This is a genomic window from Candidatus Villigracilis proximus, from assembly GCF_016717045.1.
Taxonomy (GTDB): domain Bacteria; phylum Chloroflexota; class Anaerolineae; order Anaerolineales; family Villigracilaceae; genus Villigracilis; species Villigracilis proximus.
This window is the reverse complement of the sequence record NZ_JADJUO010000008.1, coordinates 23319-39110: the sequence shown is the minus strand read 5'-3', so window position 1 is coordinate 39110 and position 15792 is coordinate 23319. Positions and strand designations below refer to the sequence as shown.

At 48.7% G+C, this 15792-nt stretch carries 20 protein-coding genes, 1 tRNA gene and 2 pseudogenes; 1 reads left to right on the top strand and 22 read right to left on the bottom strand.

All coding sequences use genetic code 11. From position 1 onward, the window contains the following. Positions 1-40 precede the first annotated feature (40 nt). The 22 genes and pseudogenes from IPL71_RS10040 to IPL71_RS09940 form a co-directional block, all read right to left on the bottom strand. Positions 41-1393 (bottom strand): DUF1501 domain-containing protein, encoded by a 1353-nt coding sequence (locus IPL71_RS10040; RefSeq protein WP_345321215.1) that lies wholly within the window; start codon positions 1391-1393, stop codon positions 41-43. 9 nt (positions 1394-1402) lie between these two features. After that, positions 1403-2884 (bottom strand): DUF1800 domain-containing protein, encoded by a 1482-nt coding sequence (locus IPL71_RS10035; protein ID WP_345321213.1) that lies wholly within the window; start codon positions 2882-2884, stop codon positions 1403-1405. Positions 2885-3003: 119 nt separating this feature from the next. Then, positions 3004-3189 (bottom strand): twin-arginine translocase TatA/TatE family subunit, encoded by a 186-nt coding sequence (tatA, locus tag IPL71_RS10030; protein WP_345321212.1) that lies wholly within the window; start codon positions 3187-3189, stop codon positions 3004-3006. Positions 3190-3246: 57 nt separating this feature from the next. After that, on the bottom strand, positions 3247-3546 hold the full coding sequence (locus IPL71_RS10025; RefSeq protein ID WP_345321211.1) for a 3-oxoacyl-[acyl-carrier-protein] synthase III C-terminal domain-containing protein: 300 nt from the start codon (positions 3544-3546) through the stop codon (positions 3247-3249). Positions 3547-3548: 2 nt separating this feature from the next. After that, complete coding sequence (locus IPL71_RS10020; RefSeq protein ID WP_345321209.1) at positions 3549-4325, bottom strand: beta-ketoacyl-ACP synthase III; 777 nt, start codon at positions 4323-4325, stop codon at positions 3549-3551. A gap of 33 nt (positions 4326-4358) precedes the next feature. Next, positions 4359-5599, bottom strand: a pseudogene (gene fabF, locus IPL71_RS10015) (beta-ketoacyl-ACP synthase II). Between the two features lie 236 nt (positions 5600-5835). Further along, positions 5836-6900: an HAD family hydrolase gene (locus IPL71_RS10010; protein WP_345321207.1), complete on the bottom strand. Its 1065-nt coding sequence runs from the start codon at positions 6898-6900 to the stop codon at positions 5836-5838. 27 nt (positions 6901-6927) lie between these two features. Next, positions 6928-7089 (bottom strand): hypothetical protein, encoded by a 162-nt coding sequence (locus IPL71_RS10005; protein WP_345321205.1) that lies wholly within the window; start codon positions 7087-7089, stop codon positions 6928-6930. Between the two features lie 299 nt (positions 7090-7388). Further along, the gene (locus tag IPL71_RS10000) at positions 7389-7580 is read right to left on the bottom strand and encodes a hypothetical protein (protein WP_345321203.1); all 192 of its coding nucleotides are present in this window, start codon (positions 7578-7580) and stop codon (positions 7389-7391) included. Between the two features lies 1 nt (position 7581). Next, positions 7582-7866, bottom strand: coding sequence for a hypothetical protein (locus IPL71_RS09995; RefSeq protein ID WP_345321201.1), 285 nt, complete (start codon positions 7864-7866; stop codon positions 7582-7584). A gap of 94 nt (positions 7867-7960) precedes the next feature. After that, a complete protein-coding gene (locus tag IPL71_RS09990; RefSeq protein ID WP_345321200.1) occupies positions 7961-8455 on the bottom strand; it encodes a MogA/MoaB family molybdenum cofactor biosynthesis protein in 495 nt (164 codons plus the stop codon). Further along, positions 8452-8886, bottom strand: a complete 435-nt coding sequence (locus IPL71_RS09985) for a GNAT family acetyltransferase (RefSeq protein ID WP_345321199.1) — start codon at positions 8884-8886, stop codon at positions 8452-8454. The genes IPL71_RS09990 and IPL71_RS09985 overlap by 4 nt, the downstream gene beginning before the upstream one ends. Next, on the bottom strand, positions 8886-9251 hold the full coding sequence (locus IPL71_RS09980) for a response regulator (protein ID WP_345321198.1): 366 nt from the start codon (positions 9249-9251) through the stop codon (positions 8886-8888). The genes IPL71_RS09985 and IPL71_RS09980 overlap by 1 nt, the downstream gene beginning before the upstream one ends. Then, positions 9223-10055 (bottom strand): annotated as a pseudogene (locus tag IPL71_RS09975) (S16 family serine protease). Before IPL71_RS09975 ends, IPL71_RS09980 begins: the two are co-directional and overlap by 29 nt. A gap of 16 nt (positions 10056-10071) precedes the next feature. Beyond that, complete coding sequence (locus tag IPL71_RS09970) at positions 10072-10545, bottom strand: AAA family ATPase (protein WP_345321196.1); 474 nt, start codon at positions 10543-10545, stop codon at positions 10072-10074. Further along, a complete protein-coding gene (locus tag IPL71_RS09965) occupies positions 10542-11798 on the bottom strand; it encodes an LON peptidase substrate-binding domain-containing protein (RefSeq protein WP_345321195.1) in 1257 nt (418 codons plus the stop codon). Before IPL71_RS09965 ends, IPL71_RS09970 begins: the two co-directional genes overlap by 4 nt. A 14-nt stretch (positions 11799-11812) precedes the next feature. After that, positions 11813-12007 carry an Hsp20/alpha crystallin family protein gene (locus tag IPL71_RS25880; RefSeq protein ID WP_514130762.1) on the bottom strand — a complete coding sequence of 65 codons (195 nt, stop codon included), beginning with the start codon at positions 12005-12007 and terminating at the stop codon, positions 11813-11815. After that, a complete protein-coding gene (locus IPL71_RS09960; protein WP_345321193.1) occupies positions 11961-12194 on the bottom strand; it encodes an Hsp20/alpha crystallin family protein in 234 nt (77 codons plus the stop codon). The genes IPL71_RS25880 and IPL71_RS09960 overlap by 47 nt, the downstream gene beginning before the upstream one ends. Before the next feature lie 44 nt (positions 12195-12238). Beyond that, the gene (gene tpx / locus IPL71_RS09955; RefSeq protein WP_345321191.1) at positions 12239-12769 is read right to left on the bottom strand and encodes a thiol peroxidase; all 531 of its coding nucleotides are present in this window, start codon (positions 12767-12769) and stop codon (positions 12239-12241) included. Positions 12770-12806: 37 nt separating this feature from the next. Continuing rightward, positions 12807-12879 (bottom strand) — tRNA-Arg (locus IPL71_RS09950). A gap of 117 nt (positions 12880-12996) precedes the next feature. Beyond that, positions 12997-13443, bottom strand: a complete 447-nt coding sequence (locus IPL71_RS09945) for a hypothetical protein (protein ID WP_345321189.1) — start codon at positions 13441-13443, stop codon at positions 12997-12999. 2 nt (positions 13444-13445) lie between these two features. Continuing rightward, complete coding sequence (locus IPL71_RS09940; protein WP_345321187.1) at positions 13446-15011, bottom strand: hypothetical protein; 1566 nt, start codon at positions 15009-15011, stop codon at positions 13446-13448. 189 nt (positions 15012-15200) lie between these two features. Here IPL71_RS09940 and IPL71_RS09935 point away from each other — a divergent pair, with 189 nt between their 5' ends. Then, complete coding sequence (locus IPL71_RS09935) at positions 15201-15701, top strand: c-type cytochrome domain-containing protein (RefSeq protein WP_345321185.1); 501 nt, start codon at positions 15201-15203, stop codon at positions 15699-15701. Positions 15702-15792 lie beyond the last annotated feature (91 nt).

Here is a 15792-nt window from a genome sequence, read left to right as displayed (position 1 = left end):
AATAATTTACGCTAAAACACGAGGAACGGGTGCAGTGTGATCAGTTGGGCGGGGGGCCCCAGCAGATGATGAAGATAAAAGCATAGCCGGAAAAAAATTCCGCCTGATGATGATTTTTATATTTTTTCGCAAGGTCAAGCATCTGCGCTTCTGTGAAGCCTGGAAAAACCTGGTCTAGTGCGGGGTTGCGCAAATGTTTGGAAACGAGTTCACTTAACACCGAACGGAAATCAGTTGTGATGGCAAGGTCACCGGGGGCGGAAAGAGCCTCAGGGGAAAGCCCCGGCCATTGACCATAGACTTTTCCACCGTTGAGCGATTTGCCCATGGTGAGCATCACATTGCCGTGTCCGTGGTCGGTTCCCTGCCCGCCATTTTCAGAAGCGCGGCGCCCAAACTCAGACATGGCGACGACCGTAACGCGTTTCATTGTGTCACCGAGATCATGATAGAAAGCGGCGAGTGAGGTGGAAAGGTCAGCCAGCAACCCTGGCATATTTCCCGCCAGACTTCCCTGATCGACATGCGTGTCCCAGCCGCCCAAGTCTACAGCGGCTACTTCGAGGCCGATTTCCGCTTTTATTAATTGAGCAACTTGTTTAAGAGATTGTCCAAATTCTGATTCAGGATATTTAGCTCCATTGGAGGCTTGATATTCACCAGATACAACACTCTCAAGCAATTGAACCGCGCCAAAGGTAAAATCTGCACGGCCGCCGAGAGTTGGGTCGGCGGCGTACATTTCAGAAATGGCAGTCTGAAATTCATCCACTTCGCCGCCTTGATATCTTCCGCCTAAGTGAAAATCGGCGATCGACTGCAGCGCAATCGCTGGGACTGGTCCACGAAGCGAGGAGGGTAACAGCGTGCCAAAACCTACGGCGCGAAAGGGCGAACCATTTTCATTTGCAGCAACTTGTAGATGCCGCGCCAGCCAGCCTGTGGGAATATGTTTTTCTCCGGGCGTGCCACGCTCCATGTAATCCATGGCATCAAAATGGGAATGCGTGGGGTCGGGTGAGCCGGCGGCGTGAACAAAGGCCAGCCCATTATCGTCCCAGATATCTTTCAAGGGGCGCAAGGCGGGATGTAAACCAAAGAAACCGTCGAGGTCAATGCCGGTTGTGTCTTTTCCTGAGTCTGGTTCAGCGATGGCTAAAGATGGCCGCAAGCGATAGTAATCTGCATCGCCATGCGGAATGACAACATTCAATCCATCCATGCCGCCACGGAGAAAAATGCAGACCATAATATTTGCGCGTGGTTCCTGTCCTTTGGGCGTGAGGACAGTGAAACGCGGACGATATTGATTCGGCGTTCGTGAGTCAAGGATCCAGGCGGGCATGGCAAGTGCTGATTTTAAGAAGTCGCGGCGGGAAAATTTATTTTTCATGAGGGCTCATTACCGATATTGAAAATAAGGGGATGCGAGTAATAGTGCGCCAATGGAAAAAGCAGGATCCATGCCTGTGATCATTGAAGCCTGCTCAAGCATGTATTGACGTATATCTTCTTCCAAAATATTACCTAACAACCGCAGGCTTAATGTATCAAGTATCTCTGCGTGGGATGTGGAGCCGGCCAGTTCTTCCCAGTCAATTTGGGTATCGGGAAATGCATTTACGGCCAGACCGAGTGCAAAGTTCCAGCGTGCCATCAGGTCATTTGAATTTAGCCATTCAGTAGCTGTATCCGGGTATCCATTGGGAGAAGGCCAAAAGAAGGGGGTTTGTCCCATTTGTCGCAGCATTTTACTTGAAGCGCCACTTAATGCAGCATCTGCATTGGTTTGTCTGAGTGCGGATACAAAGTATTCAAATGGACGTTTGAGTTTTAATCCCAATGAAGCGCGGAATTCATCTGAAAATAAAATAACTCTCAGGACGGCAGTAATATCTCCACGGGATGTTTGGAATGCTGACGATGCCCGGGAAACAAGAGCAGGCGGCGGCGAGTCTGAAACGAAACGTCGCGCGAGTTTGTAAGAGATGTGATCGGCTGTGGAAGGATGGCTGGCAAGCAAATCCACCAGTTGTTCCCCGTCCTGGATGCCCTGCCCGGCAGGGAAATCCACGCCTAGAATTTGCTTGGCTTGATTGTCGTGCGTGTGTTCATGAAAAATAAATTTTCCGATTTCGCCCCCGTTGCGCGGCAAGGTAACTGACCAGCCAGTGAGCGCCCGAGCAACTTCGACCACATCGGTTTGTGAATAGCCGCCGTTGACTCCCAATGTGTGCAGTTCCATTAATTCACGTGAATAATTTTCAGTGGGGCCGTCTTTTGTGCTGGATGCATTATCAAGGTAGATCAGCATGGCCGGACTATGCATGGATGCAGACAGTAATTCACGAAAACTGCCAAGCGCATTCGGGCGGATCACTTCGCGGTCATCCACGACTTTAAGAAACCGGTCTTTGGTCTTTAAAACATAGATATTAAAATGGTCAGACCAGAAATTGACCATGAGTTCATATAATTGCCGGCGCGAATACACTGCGCGCAGCAGAGTTGCCTGCACCAATTCAGTGACTGGCCGAGAGCGTTTCTCCAGCGCAACCAGTTCTGAAGCCGACATGTCCAATACGGTCAGATGTTCGAGACGCTGTACAAGCGCAGAGTCATCCAATGTTTGCGGCGCAAGTTGCTCCTCCACAAAGGCTTTGAAACCGATTCGCTTTGCGTGAGCAATCTCTTCGGGAAGCGGCCCGAGTGTGATGCGCCTTAACGCGGCAGCAATAAATTCATCTTCTGAATTGGATGGCGCTTGGACAGGGGTAAAGGTCGGCGAAGCAGACCGCGGAGCACACCCCCACAAGGCAGCAGCAGTGGATGTATAGCCGACAAGTTTCAGGAAATCGCGACGGGAAAAGGATCGATTCATCATGTAATTTTATTCAAATTATATTACCAATAAAGCAGCGGTCTGTAAATTTTATGTAAACTTGTTAAATAAAAAGAAGAAAGCCGCCAAAATAACGGCGACATTCTTCTTTTTTTATTTATCTAATTCATTTCTTCTTGAGTTTCGTCTTTTTCAGTCTGCTCGTCTTTATTGCCCAATCCTTCACGGAAGTTCTTAATGCTGCGCCCGAGTTCCCCAGCAATTTTGCCAATACGCCCCGGACCAAACAAGAGAACGACGATAACGAGAATGACGATCCATTCTGCACCACGCGGTAAACCTAGCATAAAACACTCCTTTTAGTGAATTTCAATCTTATCCTACCACAATTGAATAAAAAGTGATTAAAGTTCTCTGCCTCCGAAGAGCCCTTCGATATAACGAATGGCGCGGCGGATCAATGAGCGCAGCCGTGCAAAGATACGATATTGCTCGGGATGAACTGACTTCTTCACCGGAAGCGGGCCTGTCCATTCGACGACCATCGCGCCCCAGGTGAGGCCGCCGCCGAAACCAACAAACACGACTTTGTCTTTGGGCTTGATCTGGGATTTTTGCAGCGCTTCGACTGTGGCAATTGGAATCGAAGCTGTGGATGTATTTCCATAACGGTCAACATTGATCACAAATCGATCCAGGGGCATTTTTAAATATTTTGCGGCAGTTTCAATGATGCGGTAGTTGCCTGATGTGGAACGATCCATTGCACATCGTTGGTGGTCAATTTGACCTGTTCCAACGCCTCCAATACGGCACGCCCCATGACACGTGTAGCAAAGCGGAAAACTTCCTTCCCATCCATTTGAACAAAATGCTTGCCTTCGTGAATGGTCGCCTCGGTTGCAGGATGACGCGAACCGCCGCCCAGCAAGGTCAGCGAGTCTGCGCCGGAGCCATCTGAGTGCATCACCGCAGACATTACACCGCCGGGCACGTCACTGGCCTGCAAAACAAATGCACCGGCGCCATCGCCAAACAAAATGCAGGTATTGCGGTCTTTCCAATTAACAAAACGCGAAAGTACTTCGGTGCCGACAACTAATGCATTTTTGATCGAACCGCTGCGAATGGCCTGCGCGCCCATGTTGGTTGCAAAAATAAAACCTGTGCAGGCGGCTTGAATATCAAACGCGCCCGCCTTGGTGGCGCCGATCTGATCCTGAATAATACAAGCGGTGGCAGGGAAAATATATTCTGGAGAAGATGAAGTGCAGATAATCAGGTCCAATTCAGTTGGAGCGAGGTTTGCAACCTGTAAAGCTCTGATGGCAGCTTCCACGCCCATGGTGGATGGAAATTCATTTTCGCGGGCAATGCGACGTTCGCGAATGCCGGTGCGGTCGCGGATCCACTCATCGTTGGTGTCTACAAGTTTGGATATATCATCGTTGGTCAGCACGGGTTCGGGACATACATGCCCCAACCAGTAATATGCGCGAATGGCATTCTCTCTCCTTTATTTATTAAAGCGGCTTAAGATGAGGGTGGCGTTGTGTCCGCCAAAACCAAATGAATTGGACATGACATGCCGCGGTTCAGCTTTGCGGGGCTGATTGGGAATGTAATCCAGGTCACAAATTGGATCGGGGGTTTCATAGTTGATCGTTGGCGGCAAAATATTATTCAAAATTGTCATGACGCTGACAACCGCCTCCAACGAACCTGACGCGCCCAACAAATGACCGGTCATGGATTTGGTGGAGGAAACAGGAATCTTATAGGCTTGCTCACCAAACACGGCTTTGATGGCATTGGTCTCACTCTTGTCATTCATCGGAGTTGATGTGCCATGCGCGTTGATGTAGTCGATCTCTTCAAGTTGCAAACCGGCATCCTGCAAAGCAAGCCGCATGGAATTTGCGGCGCCCGCGCCATCTTCCGCTGGTGCTGAGATGTGATGCGCATCGTCGGTTGTTCCGTAGCCTGTAAATTCACATAGAATATTTGCGCCGCGTGCCTGTGCATATTCAAGAGACTCAAGGATCAAAATTCCGGCGCCTTCCGCCATCACAAAACCGTCACGGTTTTTGTCAAACGGACGTGAAGCCTTTTGTGGATCTTCATTGAGCGTGGACAAAGCGGTCATGGCATTCATTCCAGCCATCGCAATCGCACTGATGGCAGCCTCTGAAGAGCCGGCGATCATCACATCTACCGCGCCGCGCCGAATCATTTCAGCGGCTTCACCCAACGCATTTGTGCCTGAAGCGCAGGCCGTTGCAAGCGACATATTCGTCCCGCGCGCGCCAACACGAATTGCGATATTCCCCGCAGCGCCATCGGAGATCATCATCGGGATCAGGAACGGACTGACACGGTCAGGCCCGCGTTGTCGCATTACTTCATATTGCTCAACCAAAGTAAGGATACCGCCAATACCTGAGCCAATCAAAATGCCAACACGGTCACGATTCGATTCATCAATTACCAAACCTGATTGAGCAAGCGCCTGCAATGTGGCGGCAGTAGCCAGTTGTGTGAAACGATCCATTTTTCGGGCATCACGCGTACCAAATAAGGCAACAGGGTCGAAGCCCTTACCTCGGCAGCAAATGTGGTTTTATGTGCGCTTGCGTCAAACGCAGTAATGGGGGCAGCACCAGACTTACCAGCCAGCAAAGCCTGCCATGTATCTTTTACATTATTCCCCACCGGACTCATACAACCAAGCCCGGTTACAACTACACGTTTTCTCATTCGTGTTCTCCTTAAATTAAAGTATTAATTTATAAACAAATGAGGGACAAGGATAAAACCCGTCCCTCACTCTCGTAATAACACTGCAATCGTCTGGAAGACACGCATAAAATCACATTTTTTTTAGGGTGTTCCAGCCTGTTGGATGTGTAATCGGTCATGCTCTGCAATAAAGCTGACCACTTCCAGAAAATTTGTCGGGCCAAAATGGCATGGCGGGCTTTTTTTCCCAATCTTCAATCGTGACATTCTTTTAGCAAGTCCATTGTTTCACGCCTGGCGTCATTAAATTCCTTTAAGGCGGAAAGTCCATTTTCGTGCAAATAATTTCTTTGGCTGGCCCACACACTGGTATCAGGGCGTGGAATAAAAGGCTCACTTTGTTCTGCGAATAATTTGATCTGCATTTGATTGATCTCACGTTCAGTATCGCGCAGGTGACAGATCACCTCGATCAAAGCCCAATCATCGGGTGTCGGTTTATGCGCCCAGGCCGCGAGATCAATCCGGCACGTTAATCCATTCATCGCGGCGGGGATGGCGGATAACACTGCCAGAACCGACTCTCTTGATTTGAAGGATGGAATCAGGGCGGAGAGATCGGCGGACTCAAGCCACAGACGCAGATCAGACAATTTGCCGCGTGCCCCCGCTTCCGGTCCAGACTTTGAAGCGGATTCATCATCCACGTGATAGGTAGCCAGCCCAAGCATTTGTGCCGGGCGGATGTCGCGCTCCATGTCATTTCCCACCATCAATACGGGACCATCAGGCCAGCCCATGCGCCCGAGGACTTCGGCATAGTAAGCGGGGTGTGTTTTTGAAAAATGAAAATGATCGTAAGTTGAAACAAGCTCAAATTGTTCAGGCTCAAAGCCCGCCCAGCGTAATCTGTGATAAGTGGCCTTGCGCGGCAAAAGCGGATCAGTTGCAATCGCGATGCGATATCCTTGAGAGAAAGCCCACTCAACAAACGGCTTTGCTTCCGGTTTTTGAGAGGTCAACCCCGACAGGCCTGGAAAAATATTATCGTAAAAATTTTCTATGGCGGTTTCAAGCAAATCGTGGGGAGTGTTTATTTGCGGAAAAAACTCCGCATCAAAAACATCCTGCAAGGTGTGTGAAAAATCTTCGCTTTCGTTCATCTTCTGCGTACCTGAGATCAACGCACGGAACATAATTTCAGGAGCAATCTGCGGCGCAAGTTCTCTTGCCAATGCCTGGAAATAGGCCGGGATGAAAGATTCCAGATTTGTATTTAGCAGTGTGTCATCAAGATCAAGCAGTAATGTTAGTGTCATAAGGTTTAGACTCCCCCGGAGTCAGAGTTATTCTTTTATTTCAAATTTGAAGGGCAAGTCGTGGCACTCTCCACAGCCGATCTGCGGTTCCGCAACATTGCGTTTTGATTTTTCGCAAAATGCATTCACCTGCACCAGGCGCTGAAACAGCGCAATGAGCGGCCGTGCAACTGTTATATTTAATTTCATGTGTTTGCAGGAATTCGCGCGCAATATCCGGTACCAGGGCAGGTTTTACACAGATCTTTTGTCCAGTTTTCGCCGCTGGCTTTCAGCAGACGACATTCTTCCACGTTGCGTCCACGAAAGTAATCACCGTGGAAGTGTGGGCATTCGCGCCCGGCAGGTGTTTTCATAGGGTTATTGGATAATTATTAATATTTAACAACCAGAGCGAAGTGATGAGCATTTCTTTAAAGAACACAATCGATGCATAATTATAAAATGCGGTAAAAAATGTCCATCGGCTCCGCTCGGGGTGCAACAAATTAGACGCGTGTGACGTATTCGCCTGTGCGTGTGTCTACCCGAATGGTGTCGCCGACCACTACAAAGTTTGGACATTGAACGGTCACGCCGGATTCGGTGGTGACTTTCTTCGTCACGCCGGTGGCGGTATCGCCGCGAATAGCCATTTCTGCTTCAACAACTTTCAAATCTACGGAGGTGGGGAGTTCCACGTCAATAAATGCCGGGCTGCTCGAATGTGACATTGTCCATGAAGTAGTACAAGTCGCCGTCATTATATAAATAGGAGACATTGGCAAAATCAAGGCTGACATCCTGAACAGATTGTCCTGAGCTGAATGTGCGCTCGATGGTTGAGCCGGTCAATAAATTGCGGGCTTTGACTTTAATATTGGCGTTGCCGCGGCCTGTTTTATTATGGCTGTAATCCAAAACCTTCAAGAGATTACCGTCCAATTCAAATGTGACGCCTTTACGAAGTTCGTTTACATCAATCATGCTTGCACTTTCCTTATTTGTTTGATTTATTTTTTATGAAGCGGGCGGATTATACCAATGAGTTACAGGTCATGGCTAGGTTGAGAAAACCTTGTTAGTGAGAAGCCTCGGAATTCGGGTCATCATTCAGCAGTTGCACCGCGTGAGGAAGCACGGGCAATATGGTCTGTAAATTTTCGACTGCACCTTTTGGGCTGCCGGGCAAATTGACGATCAGTGTGCGGCCGCGGATGCCGGCAATTCCACGTGACAGCATGGCATGAGGGGTTTTCTTCAAGCTGTCTGCGCGCATGGCTTCAGCCAGACCGGGAGCATCACGCTGAATAATGGCGCGTGTGGCTTCCGGGGTTACATCACGCAGAGCAAAGCCGGTGCCGCCTGTGGTGAGGATCACGTCAAATCTGCCGCTGTCTGCCCAGGCAGTCAATGCGGCACGGATGGTGGATTCATCGTCCGCTAGAATGGCTTGTTCGATGACCGACCAGTTTTGAGCGAGGACAAGATGCGCCAGCGCAGGTCCGGATGCGTCTACCCGTTCGCCGCGCGAGGAACGGTCTGAGAGAGTCAAAATTCCAATTCGAATGGTCATGGGAATTCTTTTCCGAAAACTCGATCTTCGGTCATTTCACGCCAAGCATAATGTTCATAAAACTTCATTGCTTCTGTATTATCAGCGGGAACGAGTAAATAACATTTTTTACAACCCCGGGCTTGCAAGCGTTTTTCTACTTCCTGAAGAAGCGCGGCGCCAATACCCCGCTGACGAGCGCCGGCCTGAACCGCAAGATGATAGATCATGCCACGGCGGCCATCATATCCCCCAATGATCGTGCCTACAATATTTTCGTTTTCTTCTGCAACCAAAAACAGATCGGGGTCACGCTGTAATTTTTTTTGTATCTCTTCAAGTGTGTCCGAACGGCCCACTTGAACTCCAATTTCCATGGAGCCCCATAATTTCAGCGCAGCCTCATGATCGTCTGGAAAACAAAACTCTCGTATGCGTATACGAGCAGACATCAGGCGCTTCGCATGGTCTGCTTTAATATTGAGATAAGATCATCGGGCATGTATGGTTTTAGTAAAAATCCATCCGCGCCATGCCGCATACATTCTTCCCTGACATTCGCGCCTGAAGACATCACAACGCGCACACTGGATGTGACCGGAGAACCTCTCAGTGCGTCTACAATATCGATGCCGCTCTGATGCGATAAATGTACATCCAGCAAAAGCACATCGGGGTTTTCAGTGATTACAGCGGCAGGAACATCTGCATCAGCCTGTAATGCAACAACTTCAAACCCTTCCATTTTCAGCAGGGTTTTCAAGAGTGAGACCATGGTTATATCATCTTCAGCGAGCAGTACTTTTGCTTTTGCCATTATTTTTTACTTTCTTTAATTTGGATTTTTTCTTAAGCGGCTTGCTGGCTTGTTTTTTAACCGGCTTTGCTTTTTCGAGAGCGGCTTCGATCACATCTTCCACAGATTCAGCAAAAATGAATTTCATGGATTGCCTGATCTCGTCGGGCACATCGTCAATATCCTGTTCATTTCGTTTGGGCAGGATCACGGTGGTTAGACCATTACGATGAGCTGCAAGCACTTTTTCCTTGACGCCGCCAATCGCTAAAACCTGACCTCGTAAAGTGATTTCGCCGGTCATGCCAATTTGCGGCTTGACCTTGCGCCCTGAGATCAACGACACCAGAGAAGTGGCCATGGTCACACCTGCCGAAGGGCCATCCTTTGGTTGTGCGCCAGATGGGATGTGCATGTGGATATCAAATTTTTCAAAAACTCACTCGGAATATTCAAAGAAGCCGCACGCGAGCGGACATAAGACAAAGCTGCGCGGGCAGACTCTTGCATCACATTGCCGATGGAGCCGGTGACTTGAAAACCACGTCCGCCGGGCATGGCAGTGGCTTCGATGAAAAGAATATCGCCGCCAAAGGAAGTCCATGCGAGACCGGGAACCACACCTGGAATGGACGTCCGTTTGTTGAGTTCTTCCGTGCCAAAGAAAATGGGATGATCGAGATATTCTTCAACAAGCTCAGGCGTGATCTCGAATTTCTCAACGCTTCCTTCTGCGATCTTTGTGCCCACCTTGCGGCACAAAGCACCAATCTTGCGCTCCAGGTTACGCACTCCCGCTTCACGCGTATATTGGCGGATGAGCATCTTTAATGCATCATCATTAATGGAAATCTCTCCCCTCGCGCAGGCTGTTCTCGCGGGTCTGGCGTGGAATAAGATAACCGCGTGCAATTGCCATCTTCTCATTCTCTGTATAACCAGAGAGGAAAATAATTTCCATACGATCACGCAATGCGCCTGGAATGGTCTCAAGAGTATTGGCGGTGGTTATAAAAAACACCTGCGAAAGATCATAAGCGACTTCAAGGTAGTTATCTCGAAACTCGCTGTTCTGTTCGGGGTCCAACACTTCAAGTAAAGCTGAAGCCGGATCTCCATGAAAATCAAAAGTGAGTTTGTCCACTTCATCAAGCATGAAGACAGGGTTCTTTGAATCGACACGGCGCAGGGATTGCAAAATACGCCCGGGCATCGCGCCAATATACGTGCGGCGATGCCCACGGATTTCGGCTTCGTCACGCACGCCGCCCAAGGAAGCGCGGATAAATTTGCGTTCCATGGCGCGCGCGATCACAGGATCACTCCTTCGCGCTCACGGCGAATCATATCTTCCGAAGGTTCTTTCTCGTCATCTTTTCGGTCAAGCCGAAGTTTACGAATCGCAAGAAACTCAAGAATGCGATCCTTCACATCCTCAAGCCCAAAATGATCCTTGTTTAATATCTCACGCGCGTGTTTGATCTCAAGATTATCAGTTGTGGATTTATCCCACGGAAGCGTGACCAGCCAATCCAGATAGGTGCGGATGACGCCATACTCAGCCGCTGCGGTCGGCAGACGTGACAAACGGTCCAACTCCCTTTTTGCCTGCTTCAGCGCTTCTTCGGGCATTTTCGCATCTTCGATCTTTTTGCGAAACTCTTCGGTCTCTACAGCCTGTTCATCCTTATCACCCAACTCGCGTTGGATGGCCTTCATCTGCTCGCGCAGGAAATATTCACGTTGTACTTTTTCGATCTCGCCGCGCGCTTCGTTTTGGATCTTTTGCCCAATATGCAATACTTCAGATTCACGGACGAGCAGCCCGATCAATTTTTTCAGCTTTTCATAAACAGAATCAAGCTCAAGAATCTCCTGAGCGTCCTTCAATGCGATGCGTTGAAAATTTGCAATGGTATACGCTGTTTGAAGCGGGTCTTCAAGCGAAGTAATTGAACCCACCAATTCATCTGGAAAAGACGGGATCATCTGCGTGATCTCCTGGAATTGGTCGCGCGCATTACGGGCAAGCGCACTGGTTTCAATATTTTCTTCATCACTTTCAGGAGCCAGATGAATATGAGCTTTGAGATATGGCTCTTCTGCAACAAATTCGCCGAGCCTGAAGCGCTTAATCCCCTGCACCAACAAGCGGACTGTGCCATCCGGCGCACGCAGTAAACGATGCACGGTGGCGATTGTGCCCACTTGATACAACTCACCCGGCCCGGGCGTTTCCTTTTCAGGATCAAGCGCAGCCACAAGGCCAACGAGTTTATCTCCGCCGACAACGTCATCCACTAATTTGATCGAGCGCGCCTGTCCCACCGTCAACGGGACAGCGGTATTCGGATATACAACCACTCCGCGCAACGGCAGGATCGGAAGTATGTCAGGGAAGATTTGCTCTTCGTTTTTATCACCAGTTTCCGGTGCGGATGATGCGTCCTCCTTCTTCTGAATACGTGAAAGAGCAGACATCATGAACGTTTTTATAAGTTCATCATCTGTTTCGCCGATGGATTGAAAAAATTCGTGAATACCGGATTGCCACCGTTCAGCGGGCATATTGTTATTCGACCTTAATTTGATTTGGTTTTTGGGAGGACAACAGTTAAGAATCCATCTTTATATTCAGCGTGGGATAGCTCCACGTTTACCGGTTCAGGCAGGGAGATGGCGGTTGCAAATTTCCCAAACCTTATTTCCATTTGATGATATGCACGGGTTCTAAAAATCAGGACGATTCCCGGAAATGTGTAACGTGTGGTTCTCAACCGCCACTACAAAATCTTCATCGCGCATGCCTGCAATCTCCACACGGACGATGTATGCTTCGTCTGTTTCGTATCCATCGGTCGGCGGACTCCAAATCGTTGAGCGCAGATGCCAACCCACAGCATGAAGGGTTTCGCGACGATTTTGTAAAAGAGCCGTCCCGGTTTTACGAATGACAGCGGGCATATTCCCAACTCCTTACATACGCATCCACATGAACTTTGTGCTGGTTATTTTCCTAAAGCTTCTTTGGCGGCGGCTAACACTTCTTCGTAATTTGGCTCATCGCCATTAGTTGGCATATAAGCCACATATTTCACAATGCGCTTCTTATCCACTACGAATACTGCGCGGCGCAAAAGGCGGACTTCTTCCATAAGTGTGCCGTATTTTTTGCCGAAATCAGCTTTGATAACATCTGACACAGTCATTACCTGGTCGACACCCGCCGCGCCGCACCAGCGTTTTTGCGCCACTGGTAAATCCATGCTGACAACCATGACCACAATATCTTTTCCGAGTTTGGCGGCTTCTTCATTGAAGCGGCGGGTCTCACGGTCACATACTGGTGTATCAAGAGAAGGAACTGATGCAATAATACGAACCTTGCGTTTTGTTTCCTTGAAAGCCTTGCTGGTTGACCAGTCGTTTTTCTGAATGGTGAAATCGGGGGCTTTTTGCCCTACTACAATATCATCCCCAATTACGGTTCGCTCTATTCCAGAAAACTTTATTAATCCTGGACGTTTCTTGACTGCCATGAAACCACTCCTAAAATAATTGTGTTTTTTTTATCAGTGCCCTCGGAAAGATTCGAACTTTCAACCTACTGCTTAGAAGGCAGGTGCTCTGTCCATTGAGCTACGGGGGCAATTTTAATTATTAGACATTAGCGGCTATAAACCAGAGACATTTTTGGACGCACGGAAAATTCTTTTTTTCTTCCCCCCCCCCCCAACCCCCCCCCGTGGTTAATTTCCGATAATGTTTATTCAGTTGTTTCTTCTACAACTGGAACATTCGATTGATATGGCCTCAAGCCACGATATACACGCGGACCGGAGATCGTCTTTAAGATGGTATCTGCAGATCGATTAAGTCTTTTCGCGATGTCTTCTGCTGACATGGGAATATTCCCATTGATGAGAAAGATCCTAAATACCGCCTCCACCACCGCGGTGCGGTCGCTGGAGAATTCTGGCTGCAGAGCACAATGACTCATTAATGCGTGTTGGATGCCGTCCACGGGCTTTACTTCGGCGGTTTCAGGGTCGATCCAATCGATCATTTCATCTTCTTCGATATTTACGAAGGCTTCCTGATGTTCAGCACATAACAAGGAGCGTAAAAATATATGCCAATCCCGTTCGTTTTGCTTCCACCATTCAAAATCAATGTGAAAAGGTGTTTTTATGGAAGGTTTCAGTAAACTCATGGCTACTCCTCATTCAAGCGAAAATGCAGATCGCCAACATGTTTGAAGACGGGGTTGGTCTCCAGCAAAGCGAAAAGCGGAGCAGGCGGAACGCGGCGCACGAGATTTACCGCAGCATATAACTCCTGTGCATGTACATGACCCTGCGGATTTGATTTCGTCAATTCGCGCATCACCAAAAGGACAAGCTCTTCAAAGGAGCGCTTCTTTTCCCAAACGGGATCCAACGATTTGAAATCGGGGACATGAATGGTCATGCGGTCATTGAACTCAGCGGTGATCGGCTGTTTCAACATGGCAAATACAAATCCACCGTCCTTGCCAACCATGACAGTGCGTACCCAATCTTTTGAAGAGCGCTGACTCTTCACTTCCACGATCACTTCACCGGGATTCTCGCCGCGTTTGATCTGTACCAGCGAACCGGGAATTAACTGATGCGCCTTGTACCATTCGCGCAAGCCGAAGACATATCCATGCTCAAGAACGACCCAGGCGGGAATACGTTGTTTGGTTTTGCCATCCACCAATGTAAAACGAACGCGCGGAGTTTCGTAGGCAGTTGGAAATAACTTCTGCGCCCGGGCAGACATGGGTAAAGTCCCTGCCCGCAAATGTGGATAGATCAAAGCCACCGTAACAGATGTGATCTCTTTTTGTGAATCAATGCCTCCCTGCGGAGTCAGTTCATCATCCAGTTGTTCTTCGAGATTCAACATCGCATCATTAAGGTTTTGGCGATCATGTTCAATGTTGGTGTATTGCAGGGAAGGCGGAACCTCTCTTACAAAATCCGGCTCAAGGCGGCGCAAACACCACAACACCTGACCCGCCGGACCTACCTCATCAAAACGCTCGTCATCCTGCAAGGCATAGTTCAAGGAAAATTCTGCCAGCTTGGGGTTCACTCCAACAGGCAGTTCAATATCTTTAAATAACGCTTCAGTGGTTAAAGGCTCGCCGCCCGTCATATCCAAAACAGCTTCAGCCAGATTTAATTGGCCCTGATTAATATCGATCAACAAGGCGCGCGGAAACCAGCGCCCGGCAATCTTGACAAGCCCGTCATCTGCATTAAATGCAGCCTCGAGTTTTTTCTCAACCAGATCGCCATGCTCACGCAAAATAGACAAGGGATTCATCTCGTCATTTTCCGGAGTCACAACTGGAGCATCATTAAGGAAATGCACGGCAAGATTCGCCGCAAACATTCGCTCTGAACGATCTTCCATTGCGACGGTAATCACATCAAATCCATCAGCAGATGGATTAACACCCGCACGTAATGCGGTAACCACACCCCGCTTCCAGGCAAGTGCCGGGAAAATGAGGTCGTCGCCGATCTGATATTTGTCTTTCGGAAGAAAATTTTTACCGCCGGCCTTTTGCTTGCTTTCGGCGATGGCACGTTCTGCTTTAATGCGCGACTCTATAAACTCAAGAGAGAGATCGCGCGCGGTTAACGGCGTCTCACGCTCAAACAGAAAAGTGTGTAAATTTTCAACATCTTGCGGGGTGATCTGAAGAGATAACCAGTATTCGTTGGGGAGTGAAAATGCGCCTGCCATACTCAGCCTTGAAATGAATTTTCGCTTAATGCGCGACACGGCGATTATACCTTACCTTGCATATACTTTCTATATTTTTCACAAAACATGGCAAACGTAAGAAAACACATAATTTTCACATCATTTCTCAGAACAAATATAGTAAATTTTGCCCAAGTTAAATCATAGTTCAAAAGGAATGCACAAAAAATGAAAAGAAAACTTCCACTCATCCTGACCATTCTGATCGTTACCGCCCTTTCTGCATGCGGGCAACAAGCGGCTCAGACTCCGCTTGAGCCTGCTGCTGCAACCGAAACAGCAATTCAGCCCACACAGCTGCCAGCCGCAACGGAAACAGCGCAGCCACTCCCAACAGACAGCGCTGCTGTTCCCCCGCCCACTGAAGCTCCGGTTGCTGCGTCTGCAAGTGAAGTGAGTTTTGCAAATGATGTCATGCCTATTTTTGAAGCAAGTTGTATAAAATGTCATGGTGGTGAAAAAACCAAGGAAGGCCTGGATTTAAAAACGTATGATGGTCTGATGGCCGGGTCATTCAATGGATCAGTGCTTGAAGCCGGAAATGCCAACGACAGTTTGTTTGTCCAGCAGATCATTGAGGGTGAAATGCCCAAACGCGAAGACAGACTCTCAGACAGTGACATTCAAATCATCATTGATTGGGTTAACGCGGGCGCACTTAATAACTAATCGTTTCATAATAGAAAACATGACTCACCCCCGAAATTAAGGTTTCGCGGGTGAGTTTGTTTTAAGAGCAAATGGGACGCACGCAAAGCGA